The 14,143-nt window shown below is 36.8% G+C and carries 14 protein-coding genes; 4 read left to right on the top strand and 10 right to left on the bottom strand.

Annotation, left to right across the window (positions count from 1 at the left end):
• Window positions 1-185: 185 nt before the first annotated feature.
• From murC to IGI80_RS16090, 3 genes are all read right to left on the bottom strand, one after another.
• The gene (gene murC, locus IGI80_RS16100) at window positions 186-1,523 is read right to left on the bottom strand and encodes a UDP-N-acetylmuramate--L-alanine ligase (protein WP_002357163.1); all 1,338 of its coding nucleotides are present in this window, start codon (window positions 1,521-1,523) and stop codon (window positions 186-188) included.
• 154 nt (window positions 1,524-1,677) lie between these two features.
• Window positions 1,678-2,631 carry a hypothetical protein gene (locus IGI80_RS16095; protein ID WP_353973662.1) on the bottom strand — a complete coding sequence of 318 codons (954 nt, stop codon included), beginning with the start codon at window positions 2,629-2,631 and terminating at the stop codon, window positions 1,678-1,680.
• Between the two features lie 117 nt (window positions 2,632-2,748).
• Entirely contained in the window at window positions 2,749-3,708 is a 960-nt protein-coding gene (locus IGI80_RS16090; RefSeq protein ID WP_002360063.1) for an aromatic acid exporter family protein, read from the bottom strand.
• Window positions 3,709-3,810: 102 nt separating this feature from the next.
• Between IGI80_RS16090 and IGI80_RS16085 the strand changes: the two genes are divergently transcribed.
• Window positions 3,811-4,422 carry an FUSC family protein gene (locus IGI80_RS16085; protein WP_002374566.1) on the top strand — a complete coding sequence of 204 codons (612 nt, stop codon included), beginning with the start codon at window positions 3,811-3,813 and terminating at the stop codon, window positions 4,420-4,422.
• A 40-nt stretch (window positions 4,423-4,462) separates the two neighbouring features.
• On the opposite strand, the gene IGI80_RS16080 is transcribed toward IGI80_RS16085, so the two are convergent.
• Together IGI80_RS16080 and yidD are read right to left on the bottom strand one after the other, a co-directional pair.
• Window positions 4,463-5,344 carry an ROK family protein gene (locus IGI80_RS16080; RefSeq protein WP_002360061.1) on the bottom strand — a complete coding sequence of 294 codons (882 nt, stop codon included), beginning with the start codon at window positions 5,342-5,344 and terminating at the stop codon, window positions 4,463-4,465.
• A gap of 2 nt (window positions 5,345-5,346) precedes the next feature.
• Complete coding sequence (yidD, locus tag IGI80_RS16075; RefSeq protein ID WP_002357157.1) at window positions 5,347-5,649, bottom strand: membrane protein insertion efficiency factor YidD; 303 nt, start codon at window positions 5,647-5,649, stop codon at window positions 5,347-5,349.
• 177 nt (window positions 5,650-5,826) lie between these two features.
• Here yidD and IGI80_RS16070 point away from each other — a divergent pair, with 177 nt between their 5' ends.
• The gene (locus tag IGI80_RS16070; protein WP_002357156.1) at window positions 5,827-5,979 is read left to right on the top strand and encodes an SPJ_0845 family protein; all 153 of its coding nucleotides are present in this window, start codon (window positions 5,827-5,829) and stop codon (window positions 5,977-5,979) included.
• A gap of 15 nt (window positions 5,980-5,994) precedes the next feature.
• Here IGI80_RS16070 and yihA read toward each other — a convergent pair whose 3' ends face one another.
• Entirely contained in the window at window positions 5,995-6,576 is a 582-nt protein-coding gene (yihA, locus tag IGI80_RS16065) for a ribosome biogenesis GTP-binding protein YihA/YsxC (RefSeq protein WP_002357155.1), read from the bottom strand.
• 97 nt (window positions 6,577-6,673) lie between these two features.
• Entirely contained in the window at window positions 6,674-7,927 is a 1,254-nt protein-coding gene (clpX, locus tag IGI80_RS16060) for an ATP-dependent Clp protease ATP-binding subunit ClpX (protein ID WP_002357154.1), read from the bottom strand.
• 191 nt (window positions 7,928-8,118) lie between these two features.
• Between clpX and IGI80_RS16055 the strand changes: the two genes are divergently transcribed.
• Complete coding sequence (locus IGI80_RS16055) at window positions 8,119-9,147, top strand: lactonase family protein (RefSeq protein WP_002357153.1); 1,029 nt, start codon at window positions 8,119-8,121, stop codon at window positions 9,145-9,147.
• A gap of 78 nt (window positions 9,148-9,225) precedes the next feature.
• Here the strand turns inward: IGI80_RS16055 and IGI80_RS16050 are convergent, their stop codons facing one another.
• The 3 genes from IGI80_RS16050 to rihC are packed head-to-tail and all read right to left on the bottom strand — an operon-like array spanning window position 9,226 to window position 12,069.
• Entirely contained in the window at window positions 9,226-9,714 is a 489-nt protein-coding gene (locus tag IGI80_RS16050) for a GNAT family N-acetyltransferase (RefSeq protein ID WP_438724171.1), read from the bottom strand.
• 11 nt (window positions 9,715-9,725) lie between these two features.
• Window positions 9,726-11,099, bottom strand: a complete 1,374-nt coding sequence (gene dcuC / locus IGI80_RS16045; protein WP_002360057.1) for a C4-dicarboxylate transporter DcuC — start codon at window positions 11,097-11,099, stop codon at window positions 9,726-9,728.
• 16 nt (window positions 11,100-11,115) lie between these two features.
• On the bottom strand, window positions 11,116-12,069 hold the full coding sequence (rihC, locus tag IGI80_RS16040; protein ID WP_002383111.1) for a ribonucleoside hydrolase RihC: 954 nt from the start codon (window positions 12,067-12,069) through the stop codon (window positions 11,116-11,118).
• Between the two features lie 146 nt (window positions 12,070-12,215).
• Here rihC and IGI80_RS16035 point away from each other — a divergent pair, with 146 nt between their 5' ends.
• On the top strand, window positions 12,216-14,129 hold the full coding sequence (locus IGI80_RS16035; RefSeq protein WP_438724170.1) for a PfkB family carbohydrate kinase: 1,914 nt from the start codon (window positions 12,216-12,218) through the stop codon (window positions 14,127-14,129).
• Window positions 14,130-14,143: the final 14 nt, after the last annotated feature.

Below are 14,143 nucleotides of genomic sequence, written 5' to 3'. Positions count from 1 at the left end.
CCGTTATTGATAAGATAATTGTACCAAAATGTACTTAAAAGGCAAGTTAAAAAGTAGTCTTTAAAGGATGTTTAAACAAAACCAACTTATCTACCATGCTAGCATTCTAAAAAAAACAACGGAACAGGAGCAGCTTCTTATTTTTTGAAGCCAGATACCCCTGTCCCGATTTTGTTTATGTTCTCTTATAAAACGTTTCTAGTTGTGTTACTTAGTAATGTTTCGTAAGCTTGTTCAAATTTCTGAACGTCGCCAGCACCCATAAAGACCACCACTGCATTTTCAAAATCTAGTAAAGGCGACACATTATCTTCGGTAATTACTTGTCCACCTTTTTGAATTTTTTCGCCTAAATCTTCAATGCGTACCTCGCCTTGTGTTTCACGTGCAGAGCCAAAAATATTACATAAGAATACTTCATCTGCCAAATCCAGTGCTTCAGCAAATTCATCCATTAAGGCAATTGTTCGTGTAAATGTATGTGGCTGGAAGACAGCAATAATTTCTTTGTCAGGATATTTTTGGCGGGCGCCATCAATCGTTGCTTTAATTTCAGCTGGATGGTGCGCATAATCATCAACAATAATCATGTCACTGACTTTTTTCTCGCTAAAACGACGTTTTACACCTTTAAAACTTAGCATTTCTTCTGCGACTTTTTGCATATCAAGTTTTTCAAAATAAGCCACAGCAATCACACCTAGCGCATTCATGATATTGTGATGGCCAAATGCTGGTAAGACAAAATGACCTACAAAATCATCCTTGTGATAAACATCAAAAGATGAGCCTTCCGTTGTTCGTTGAATATTTCGGGCTTGGATATCATCCTCTTCACTGACGCCATAATAATAAACTGGCACTTCTGATTCTAACTGACGAAGATACTTATCATCACCATAAGCAAAAATTCCTTTTTTGACTTGATGAGCCATTGTTTGGAACGCTGAAAAAACGTCCTCAATGCTCTTGTAGTAATCTGGATGATCAAAATCGATATTCGTCATAATCGCATAATCTGGTGAATAAGCCAAGAAATGACGGCGATATTCACACGCTTCAAATGCAAAGAAATCAGCATCTGGTTCGCCGTGGCCAGTGCCATCCCCTATTAAATAACTAGTTGGATTGATACCACTTAATACATGTGCTAGCAAACCAGTCGTACTTGTTTTCCCATGTGACCCTGTTACAGCAATGCTTGTATACGGTTCGATAAAACGAGCAATGAAATCGTGGTAACGAATTACTTCTGCGCCTAATTCGATGGCGCGGGCGATTTCCTCATGGGTATCTGGAAAAGCATTTCCAGCAATAACAATCATGTCTTTATCAATATTATCTGCATTAAATGGTAAAATAGGGACACCTGATTTTTCAAGATCCCGTTGTGTAAAGAAATACTCTTCTACGTCTGATCCTTGAACGTTGTAGCCTTTTTGGTGTAAGACCAACGCTAATGAGCTCATGCCAGAACCTTTAATTCCGACAAAATGGTATAATTTGTTCTCTTGATTTCCCATTATAATCCTCTTCTCTGTCACTATATAAAACATACCTTTTTTAAAAAAATTTCAATCATACGAGATTCATTATCGTATAAAACAAAAAAATAATCAACTATTAAAACAGAATAAAAAACTTACATGTTTCAAATCCACATGCAAGTTTCATCTCTTAACTAAAATATTTACTGTTTTCTAATACAGAACTTGAATCTTCTAGCATCCCACTTAATGGTTTATCCAAGATGCCCTTTTTCTTCTCTTCTGTCACAAGTGCTTCAGGCTCCACTTGAGCATTCGCTTTAGCTAATTTTTTCCCATAAGCAGTTTGACTTTTAGCATTTTTCTTTGCGGCATTCAAACGGGAACGCGAACGTAAATCCAACGCATCTTCGCCAAAACGTTCTAAGTCTGGTTTGATTTGTTGATATTGTCGTCTAGTTAAAGGAATCTCAGGTTCTGAGGTTGGAATATTAAACTTCCGCACCGTTGGATCTTCTTCCGTATCTTTCACTTGAAAAGCCGTTGGTTCATCATCAAGAATGACATATGAACGCCGATCTTTTTTCATTGCTTTTAGCAACTCTTCTTCAGTAAAACTAGGTTCCTGTTCCTCAGGAATCACAGAAGCCGGGATATATTTAGGAACAAAATAAGAAGGTGTCGTTTTCTGCACTAATGGTGATGCGGCAGGTCTACTTGGTTTCGCTACGACTTCTTTTTTTTTATACGTTTGTGTCCAGCCATTTCCTTTTGGCGTCCCAAAAAGGCTATTATTTTTTTTCGTTGCTTGTTTATTTTTCGTTGCTTTACTAGCATGTTTTGTGTAGTCTGGCAAATTAGAACGATGACGTGCTAATTGCTCTTGTTGTGCTGCCGTTAATTGTTGTGTTTGTTTATTTGTAGTTGATTGATTCGTTGTTGGTTGTTGGACGGATGGTGTGCTTTGTCTAGTATCTTCGGCAGATGTTGTAGTTCTTCTGCTACCAGACATTGCTTTACCAATCAGATCATCTTGAAATAAGTTACGTTCATTATCTGTTGGTAATTTTACGCCCTGTTCATCATCATACGCTGGAAAACGGAAATGTTTTCTCTTCACTTGAGCATTATCCATTGCGGTCATTCCTTTTATTTTTCTTTCTCATTAGTTTAACACATTCTCAATGAATACTAAAGAACTTGCCTGAATTTTTAAGAGAACAAAAAAAGAAACCTCCGTTTAAAAAGGTTTCTTTTTTGTTTATTTATCTAGTTGTAATTTGGCAAAGTCCGCTTTGACTTGAATGAATGACTGAAACAATTGTAAAAACTGAAAGAGTCGCGCCCGATTTTCAAATTCACTTCTTGTTTGCGGTAATGGTTTTGTGCGATAGGTTTCATAAACGGTCTTAATTCGATTCATAATTTCTTGTCCATCATTATTCTCTGCAAATGTTTCTGCCGTATATTCCAACAATTGTTGAATATAGCGAACTTGTTGCGCATCAACAGTAATATCTTCTAATAATTCCAACATGTTTTTTAGAATATTACTTTGCATTTTTCTCATCGCAAAGTACTCTAAATAGTACGTATTGGTAGACAGCAATTGATTCTCGGCATGATTTTTGGCCCACGTCTCGCCTGTGCGAATAAAGGTTTTTAAATCTGCACAATGCATGACCAAATTTCGCTCTCCTGCAGCGTTGTTTAAATGTAGCGCCATTTCCCTTAAAATTTTACGAAACATTGTTTCAATGACTTCTTGGTCTTCTCTTAAACGTTTTTCTGTATCAGGCATATAGGAATTAGCTAATAACGCTAGTCCCACACCAATACTCATTAATAAAAATTCATTTCCAATAATCGCCCAAGAAAGATTTTTTTCGACTAAATAATGAGTTACCAAAACGGAACTCACAACAATCCCATCAGATAATTGAAAATACACAGCTGCTGGAATAAATAATAACAAAAAAATACCAAAAGCAATCGCTGTAAAACCTAAAAAAGTAAAACAAATATACGCTAAAATAGTTGCTAAAGCTAAGGATAACAAACGATAAATTCCTGTCATGACAGATGTTTTTTTCGTGCTAGTAACACTTAAAACTGAAATAATCCCTGCCGAAGGGGCATAAAGTAATCCCAGTTTTTCCGCAATAATCATTGCTAATGCAGCGCTAATGGCTGTCTTGACTGTTCGTAAACCAATTTTCATGCATACTCCCCTTAAAAAATAATAATTCTTCACTTTTCTCTAGTAATTTTACCTCTATTTCGGTTATCATTAAAGAGAAAAGTTATTTAGGAGCGAATATTTATGATAGTGGGTCGATTTCGTTTAGGCATGCGAACGTTAAAAACAGCAATTGCTGTCATGCTGTGTATTCTTTTATTTCAATTTTTCCATCGTGGCTCACCTATGATTGCCTGTTTAGCAGCTGTTTTTTCATTAAGACAAGATTTAAATACCAGTTTGTCTTTTGGAAAATCGCGCATTATTGGAAACACATTGGGTGGCTTTTTAGCTTTGCTTTATGTATTAGCACAAGATTATTTTCCTAATCAACACTTAGTAGAATTACTGCTGCTACCACTTTTAGTCATTATCGTCATCGTTGTTTCTGATGGGATTAATAACAATGCTGGAATCATTTCTGCAACTGCGACACTTTTAATGATTTCTTTAAGTATTCCGCAAAGCGATTCCTTTCAATATGCAATGGAACGTGTGTTGGATACATTCATTGGGACCTTTATAGCGATTGGTTTAAACGTCTTTTTACAACCTAAGCCAGCAGAAGAAGCCCATGAAATTTCTGAAGATTTAGCTGAATTAGAAAAGAAAGAAAAAGAACTAGAAACTTTACGCCAACAAGTTCAAGCGCGGATTGCTGCAGAAGAAAACACTGATGACAAGGCAAATAAATAAAGAAACAGCCGATTGAAGAGAATAACAATCGGCTGTTTCTTTATAGTTCCCAATTCGTTTTTGCTTGAAAGTTGGCGGCTGCGCCAATCAAGTTGGCATCATTTTGATAATGGCAGGTCACGATTTCTGGAACAAAATCTTTTAATTCAAAGGTTTGTAAATGCGTTAGCATCCGGCGATTAATCTCTGCTAATAAGCCTTCTTTAGCAGAAACACCACCTCCAAGTACAATCATTTCAGGATCATAAGAAAACTGTAAGCCGAATAATCCTTGTGTTAAATAATCATAAAAATTATTGACTTCTTCGCGAGCAATCTCATCCCCTCGTTGTGCCAGTTCAAAAACTTCTTCTCCTGTCACCGCCTGTTTTTCGACTCCAATTCGTTCACAATAGCGCTGAGCCATTTTGACAGCTGTGCCAATTTCACTGAATGTTTGGCCATTACTTAAAAAGTTCAGTCCAAACTCGCCTCCATATAAATGAGCGCCTTTGTACAATTCACCATTGCGAAAAATCGCTCCGCCAATTCCTGTCCCAATAACGACAAAAAGCACTTCTTTTTTCCCTTTCGCCGCGCCTTCATATATCTCAGCTAAACCAGCACAATTCGCATCATTTTCGATAGTCACTGGTAAGCCAAACAACGCTTCTAATTCTTCATAAATGTTAAAATGATGAATATATGGAATGGCGGAAATCCCTAAAATCTGTTGACTTTTTTCGTCAACTACTCCAGGTGAACTAAAAGCAACACCACTAATCGACTCATTTCTTTTGTCTGCATAAACCGAATATAAATGCGCTTTCATTTCTTCCCAAGAGCCAGGTGTTGGAAAGCTCCCTTGATTTGTTAATTCTTTGCCTGTCCAAACGCCGTATTTCACGGAAGAACCGCCAAGATCAAATGCTAAAATTGCCATATTTATCCATCCTTTTCTACTTCTGTTTTCTTATTTCTTCGATACGTATACGGTCCATGATAGGTCTCATCAGGATTTTTCGTCAAGCGAAATTTCAACGGAACATAGTCAATGCCGCCTTTAACAAAAGGATGACATCGTAAAATCCGTGCTACCCCCATCGTTGTTCCTTTGACACTTCCATGTGTATGAATTGCATCAATCATATATTGTGAACACGTTGGGTAATAGCGACAACGTGCAGGCAATCCTGGAGAAATAAATCGTTGATAAAAACGAACACCGCCGATTAACGGATTTTTCATAAAGTGCCTTCTTTCTAACTAATTCTTACTAAAGAATAGCTTGTTTTTTCATGTTTGGCAAGTCCTAGTTACGAGAAATTACACTAGACCCAACTATGACGAATTCTTACATTTCTGTTGCTATCCAAATGAAAAAAAACGTGCTACACTATAAAAAAAGGAATGGAGGCTTAGTAAATGGGATTAAAATTTGAACGTTCCAATGACTTAGATAAACTCTTCGATTCTTTCGCCGTTGATCCATTAAAGAAAGAAGTACCTCTTGAAGAACTGGCAAAACAACGACAAGAAGTAAAAAAAGAAGAAGCAAAAAAACAAGCAAAAGAGTAATTTTGCTTGTTTTTTCTATAGAAATTTTTCAATTGCTGTCCAAGCTGCTTCTTTTCCTTCTTTTGTTTCAGAAGAGAAAATAATAAAGTCATCTTGTTTATCAAAATTCAAGGCTTTTTTGATGACACTCTCGTGTTTGTTCCATTTGCCCCGCGGAATTTTGTCTGCCTTAGTTGCCACAATAATAACTGGCAAATCATAGTATTTCAAAAATTCATACATTTGGATATCATCTTGGGTCGGCGGATGACGTAAATCAATTAAAGAAACGACTGCACGTAATTGCTCACGTTGCGTGATATACGTTTCAATCATTTTTCCCCACTTCGCACGTTCTGTTTTAGAAACTTTGGCATAACCATAGCCAGGAACATCCACAAAGTGTAAGGCATCCTCAATTAAATAAAAGTTTAGCGTTTGCGTTTTACCAGGTTTACCTGAAGTTCTTGCTAAATTTTTACGATTAATCAAGGTATTAATAAAAGATGATTTCCCAACGTTCGAGCGTCCAGCTAAAGCAATCTCCGGTAACTGAGATTCAGGATATTGTTTAGGGGATACCGCACTAATCACGATTTCTGCATTATGTACGTTCATTGTTTTCCTCCGTTCTTCTGTTCAGTCTTTCATTCAAAAGCTTAACAAAAACAGCTCTTTCGGAGATCCGCCGAAAGAGCTGTTTTCAGCTTCAATCTTATACAGCTTCTTTATCTTTTTTGTTATAAATAATTGTTGGTTTACCGGTACCTTCAGCGGCCATTTTAGTAATGATAACTTTTTCAATGCTTTCATCTGAAGGAACATCAAACATTACGTCCATCATAATTTCTTCAATGATTGAACGAAGTCCCCGTGCGCCAGTATTACGTTCAATGGCTTTGGCTGCGATGGCTTTTAATGCTTCTGGTTCAAATTCTAATTTAGTGTCATCAAGAGACAATAATTTTTGATATTGTTTCACCAAGGCATTCTTCGGTTCTGTTAAAATTCGAACCAAGTCATCATTCGTTAATTTATCAAGCGCAGCCATTACAGGTAAGCGTCCAATAAATTCTGGAATTAAACCAAATTTCAATAAATCTTCTGGAATAATATGTTGCATGATGCTTTCTTCTTCATTTAAAGCAGAATTGGTTTTACCAAAACCAATAGTTTTTTCGCCTAAGCGGTTTTTAACAATGGTTTCAATTCCATCAAATGCTCCACCAACGATGAAGAGAACATTCGTTGTGTCAATTTGGATAAATTCTTGATGTGGATGTTTGCGGCCCCCTTGTGGTGGTACACTTGCAACTGTTCCTTCAAGAATTTTTAGTAAGGCTTGTTGAACACCCTCACCTGAAACATCTCGAGTAATCGAAACATTTTCACTCTTACGGGCAATTTTATCAATCTCATCAATATAGATAATGCCCTTTTCCGCACGTTCAACATTATAGTCAGCAGATTGTAGTAATTTTAAAAGGATATTTTCAACATCTTCCCCTACATAACCTGCTTCTGTTAAACTGGTCGCATCAGCGATTGCAAAAGGTACATTTAATGTTTTTGCTAACGTTTGAGCCAAGAAAGTTTTACCTGAACCTGTTGGTCCAATTAAACAAATGTTACTTTTTTGCAATTCAACGTCATCTTGAGTTGCAGCTGTTTCTGATTGATTTACACGTTTATAGTGATTGTAAACAGCAACAGAAAGTGTGCGTTTTGCACGTTCTTGTCCAATAACATATTCATTTAAAACATTTAAAATTTCTTGGGGTTTTGGCACATCCGTTAATTCTCGGACTGCTTCATCATAAAATTCTTCATCAATAATCTCTTTACATAGATCAATACATTCATTACAAATATAGACACCCGGACCAGCAACAATTTTTTTTACTTCTTCTTGTGTTTTCCCACAAAATGAACAACGAACGGTCCCGTTATTATCCGTATTGTCGTACATGTTCGTCACCCCTCTAAAAATCAAAAAATGACTGTCATCACAGTCTCTCATCATAATAGCACAAACCACTTTAAAATGCGAACATCTCAGATAGAAAGTTTTATTGTTCTTAGACTTCTTATGGTATACTACATTATATAAAAGCACTTTCATAAAAAGTGATTGTGTTGAAACAAATTGGAGGAATTGTGATGTTAGAACAAATTTTACTAGGTACCTATACTCGAAGAGCCAGCCAAGGCATTTATAAAATTGCATTAGATACGACACAAGGTCGTTTAACAGAAGCGACACTTTTGTTAGAAGAAACGAGTCCTACCTATCTTGCTCTGAGTCAAAAGGGCGAACTTTTTAGCGTCACTAGTGTTGACGGTGAAGGTGGCACTGCCGCTTATCAACCAGAAATGGACCATTTTAACTTATTGAATAAAGTAACTGAGGAAGGTGCGCCGCCATGTTATGTAGCTGTTGACGAAAACCGACAACTTGTCTATGCAGCAAATTATCACCAAGGTATCGTTCACGTGTATCGTATCTTAGAAGATGGTTCTTTGGAAGATGCTGACAAAGTGATTCATACAGAGCCAACTGGTCCTCATGAAAACCAAAACAATGCCCATGTTCATTACACAGATTTGACGCCTGATCAACGCTTAGTCGTCTGTGATCTAGGAACCGATCGTGTGTATACGTATAATGTTAGCTTAGATGGAAAGCTTTCTGAAATCGCTCAATTCGTGACTGAGCCAGGGACTGGTCCACGTCATTTAGTGTTCCATCCAACAAAATCATTGGCTTATTTATTTGGTGAATTAGATAGCACTGTTTCAGTTCTTTCATATGATGAAACAGATGGTTCTTTCACTGAATTACAAAAGGTTTCTACTTTACCTGCTGATTATGATGCGTTTAATGGTGGTGCTGCAATTCGTATTTCTTCTGATGGCCGTTTCCTTTATGCTTCAAACCGTGGCCATAACTCGATTGCTGTCTATGCTGTTTCAGAAAACGGCGAAGCGATTGAACGAATTCAATTAATTTCAACAGAAGGCGATATTCCAAGAGATTTCGATTTAGATCCTTCTGAAGATTTCATCGTTGTCGCTAATCAAGACTCTGATAACTTAACACTTTATCGTCGGAACCAAGAAACAGGCTTATTAGAAATGATTCAAAAAGATGTTGCTGTTCCCGAATGTGTTTGTGTTTTATTTGTATAATTAAGTTGACTATTTCCTTGGAAAATAACAGGAGTCAGATGCTAAATAATTTTTGCATCTGACTCCTGTTTTCTTATTTTAAACGATGGATTGGTTCTCCAATTCTTTAACGTATAAATAAAAAGAGCCAAAGTCTAAGCGATTCATTTGTAAAGATTCATGAATTTTTGTGAACCCTTTACTTTCGAAAAATCGAATCATTCTATGGTTTGTATGATTAGTTTGAGCATACATTTTACGTCTTCCTTCCCAGACTGCCCGTTTCTCCAATTCATGGAACAATAAACTGCCATAACCCTTGGCAATATAATTAGGCGAAGTTGCAAAGCGCTTTAGCCAAACAAAGTCTTGTTTCTGCTCCATACAGAACGTTGCCATTGAAAAAATCATTTCTTCGTGCACTAGCAAATACAATCGTTTTTTTGTAATGTCTTCTTGGATATCTTCTTGAGAAGGGTAGTCCTTTGTCCACTGTGTAATGCCCACAACATCCATGTATGCCTTTACTTCTGTTAAAAATTGAAAAATCATCGGTAACTCTTTCTCATCAGCCACTCTAATTTTCATTGTTTATTCTCTTAATAAGGTAACAATAGAATCGACAAGACAATCACACTAATAATGCCAATGATGGTCGGTACACTCGTCCGTTTTAAAATTCTGATGGGACTAACTCCTACTGTTGATGCGACAATCATGACAACTGCTGCTACAGGAGAAATCGTTCTAGTTAAATTCGCGATCATCTGCATTGGCAAGGAAATTAAGATGCCATCAATCCCAGCTTTTTCGGCAATTCCAGGGATTAGTTCGATAACCGCATAAAACATTGCCAGTCCACCACCGCTTAAAATTCCAAAAAGGGTCGTTGCACCGCTGAAAATTAAGGTCGTGACAATTCCTGCTGAACTTGATGCTTCGACAGATGCCATAATACTATCAATAATTCCTAACGTTTGAATCGCAGACGTGAACAATGAACCGCCTACGACAAGCATCACAACTTGACTAAACCCTTGCCCCATTCCTTTAAACATCTCGACAGCTGTATCTTGAACCTTTTTAAAAGATTTCAAGCGAAGCGTCTCAACCAATACAGCGATGAAGAAAGAAATAAATGTAAGAACAAAAATATCCATCGTTATTCCTTTAATAAACATTCCTGCGATTCCCACTCCAACAATTAATAATAGCGGTAATATTGGCAATATTGCATAAAATTTAGGAACATCAAATTCTTTTTGTTTGCTTAAGCCTTCTTCATTTAATGAGACATAGGCAGCCTCACCTTCTTTTTTATCGCAGTATTTTTGCCAGAAGTACTGTGCAACCGCAATGATTAATAACGATGGCAGCGAAATTTTGGCATTCCATACAACATAATTTAACACATCATAACCAAGGGTATTTGCGGCGATTACGTTATCCGCGCCTAAAGGTGTTGGCATGATAGTTGCCGTCATTGCAATCACACCTGCAGCAGTTAATGATGAAATCCCCATGCTGGCTAGCATCGGATATAATATAGACATTAAAATAATCGCTAAGCTTGATGCACTAGGAACTACTAGTGACATTAAATTTCCAATTAAAAAGACCACAGGGACAAATAACGATTTACGTTTAATCTTCATTAATGGTTTCACCAAAAAGTTGACAGCCATCTGATTGGCCCCGATTGCATTCATATAGCCTGAATAACCAAAAAGAATCATAATTACAATTCCTGCTGAACTCACTTGTGCAATAATTGTATCTTTAAACTTCAAGAAAATATCAAATAATCCAAAACCGGTTCCTTCTCCTGCAGGATAAATGGGATGTCCTAACATCCATGCACATGCAAGTAGAACAAGCGCACCAATAATTAAGCTGAGTGCGGGATGATAATTTTTTACAATCAAATAGGCTACAACAACTAAAACGACCAATACCAATAAACTTTCAATCATACTTATCCTCCTTCAGTTAATTAACCGCTTTCATTTTTTCGACAACCCATTTTTGAAAAGCTTCAACATTTACATCTATACAGGCAACGGCATTCGTGTTTTTATGATACTTCATTTTTAAATCCGCAACAGTAGCTCCCGCAGCTGGACCTTCCAAAGCAACTTCAATGAACGTTTCAGTTGTCTCAAATAATTCTGGTGAAGTTAAATAGGCAATCGCACAGACATCATGCATTTTCAAACCTGTAGTTAAACTGCCGCCTCTATAATGACGGAAAAGACCATAAAACATTTCCCCAACTCTACCAAGCGCTCTGATGGCTGTTACTTCATGATTCGTTAACACAGCTTGACTTGTAACATCTAATCCTACCATTGTTAGCGGGACACCTGATTGGAAAACAATTTGTGCAGCGTGTGGATCGACATACGTATTAAATTCGGCACTTGTATTTGTATTTCCCCTTGCTAATGAGCCACCCATCATGACGATTTCTGCAATATTTTCTTTGACTTCTGGATAGAGGGTCAGTAACAAAGCAATATTCGTTAATGCAGCAATTGGAACAATGGTCAAAGGAACATCACTAGACAGAATTTCTTTTCGCATAGCTTCCACTGCATGAATATCTAAACACGTAGAGATAGGTTGCGGAAACTCAAAGCCATCCATGCCAGTCTCCCCATGAATCTCAGCAGAATCTTCCAATTGAATAAGTAACGGACAATTACACCCCTTGGCTACAGGAACCTTTTTCCCAAAAAAATCGACAAGTTTCAAGGCATTATTTGTTGTTTTTTCTACATCTACATTCCCTGCAACCGTCGTTATTAAGCGAACTTCTAGGTTAGGATGATTCAGTGCAATCGCTAAAGCTACAGCATCATCAATTCCTGGGTCCGTATCAATAATGATCGGTCTTTTCTTTGTATCCATTTTTCTTCCTCCATTCACATTTAGGAAAAACATTTCCGGAAACGTTTTCTTAATTTGAGATTAACAGCGCTTTCATTAAAAGTCAAGCAGAATTTCTAAATAATAAATAATTAGGCTTTTTCTTGACTTTCTGCTTTTAGAATGCTTACTATAAAAAAGAGTTCAGTGAAAGGACGAAAATGATGAATATTAAAGATATTGCAAAATTAGCTGGCGTTTCCGCTTCAACTGTATCCAAAATTATAAATAATAAAGATCAAACTATTAGTAAAGAAACCCGTGAGCGTGTCTTAAAAATCGTTCGAGATTACAACTACACACCTTACTCAGCAAATCTCGTCACAAATAGTACTACAAAAACCTTCGTGTTATTATTAAATAGCCATGAAACTTTTGAGGCTTGGGTTACGAGCTTTATTGATAAAGCTCAAGAAAATGGCTATAACTGCTTGATTTTAAATAGTCACGGTAGTTTAGAACAAGAACTGAAAAATATTACCTCGCCAACTTTAAAACAAGCCAGTGGCATTATTTGGGACCCAATCAATGAAAACAGTAAACAATACGCGAAATTTATAGAAGAATTAACGATTCCTTACTATTTCGTCAATCACTCAACTAACGAATTGCCTTCTCTAGCGAGGCTTTATGAAGAAGCTAGTTATGTTTTAACCCGAGAATTATTACAGAATAACCATAAAAAAATTAGTTATTTCGTCACTAACCAAAAATATAAAGAAGCAATTATTGCAGGCTATAAAAAAGCCTTATTTGATGTCAATTTACCCTTTAGTAAAGAAAATATTTTAACTACTATCCCTGCTGATTTCAGTAATCAGCTTATCACAGATGGGATTACGGGTATCCTTACTGATGACTATACCCAGGCTGTTTTTTTGGAACAGCTTTTAAAGCAGAGCGGTTTGCGAACCCCCGATAATTACTCTTTACTCGCAATTAAGCGAAAAATTGATCGTTCATTTTTACCTGATCATATTTCTTCCGTCTTATTAGATACAGAGACGTTTGGTAGCAAGTTATCCTTATTATTGCTTAACAAACGCAAAGAAAAAACAGCCTTGATTAATGAGGCTGAAAAATTGGTGCTAGATCACAAAAATACATTAGGCATGTCTAGTGTTAATCCACATAGCAAAATGATTGTAGTGGGTAGTTTAAACGTTGATAATTATCTGTATTCAACAAATTTACCACATAACGGCAAAACAAATTTTTTGTCTAGCTATGCTAAATTCCCCGGCGGAAAAGGATTAAATCAAGCTGTTGGCTTAACCAAACTGGGCCATCAGGCCACCTTAATTGGTTGTTTAGGCTCAGACACAGATGCGAATTACTTATATAAAGAATTAGAAAAATACCACGTTACGACAGATGGTATCACACGTATTCAAGATACTGAGACTGGTCAAGCTTATATTTATGTTGAGACAAGCGGCGACTCCATGATTTCAATCTTACCTGGTGCAAACACAGCGCTTACACCTAAAAAAATCGCACAGCAAAAACACCTATTTATGGATGCCAGTTTTTGTCTCATTCAAACAGAAATTCCTTTGTCTGCTGTAGAGAAAGCTTGTGAAATTGCCCAACATTCAGGGGTACCGATTATTTTAAAACCAGCTGCTATTCATCATATTCCAGTGAATATACTAGAAAAGGTTGATTTTTTCATTCCCAATGAAGATGAATTATTGGAACTTCAACCAGATACTGGTACATTAGAAGAGAAAGCGGCGTACTTCTTAGAAATGGGCGTAAAAAATGTCATTGTTACTTTAGGAAAAAAAGGCGTGTTATTAAAAACACCCCAAGTGTGCCACTATTTCCCTGCAACAGAAAATATAGCTGTGGATAGCACTGGTGCCAGTGACAGCTTTATCAGCGCGCTCGCCTCCTATCTTTCGAAAGGTTATCCGACTGAAGCAGCCATTCAAATAGCAATTCAGGCTGCAGGATTTTCAGTTTCTAAAGAAGGGGTGATTGATTCTTTAGTTGATCACGTCACTTTGGAAAATTATTTGATAAAAAAAGAACCCGCTCTTTTTGCTCATCGTAACACCTGTGTCGACTGACACAGGTGTTTTCC

Origin of the sequence: Enterococcus sp. DIV1420a (assembly GCF_051712165.1) — a bacterium.
GTDB lineage: Bacteria > Bacillota > Bacilli > Lactobacillales > Enterococcaceae > Enterococcus > Enterococcus faecalis.
The sequence above is the reverse complement of the archived record's forward strand: the minus strand, read 5'-3'. Positions and strand labels throughout refer to the sequence as shown.